Genomic DNA, 233 nt, shown 5'->3' on the forward strand with positions numbered 1-233 from the left:
GCCCGGAATAACTCGATCGATTGCGGCTTCGTCGACCCAATAGTGGACAACGAGGCGCATTCGATACTCGTCGCGTGCGATCAGGGTGATGCCGTCTGTCCCCATCCGCTGAATAATGTCGCTTGTAGTGAGTCCCGCTTTGGGGTTCAGTTTGAGATAAACCATATTCGACGGCGGAGGGTCCTGTTCTAAGGAGATGGCTGGCAAGGCCCGTAGGCCCTCGGCGAGGCGGC

Annotated in this window: 1 protein-coding gene; it reads right to left on the minus strand. The window is 57.9% G+C overall.

Features of this window, described 5'->3' with window-relative positions:
• Positions 1 to 233 (minus strand): PLP-dependent aminotransferase family protein (locus SAY88_RS25700; RefSeq protein ID WP_332635269.1); only part of this gene is annotated, 233 nt, incomplete at both ends.

Source organism: Halalkalibacter flavus, assembly GCF_036663575.1.
In the GTDB taxonomy this organism is placed as follows: domain Bacteria; phylum Bacillota; class Bacilli; order Bacillales; family Bacillaceae_D; genus Halalkalibacter; species Halalkalibacter flavus.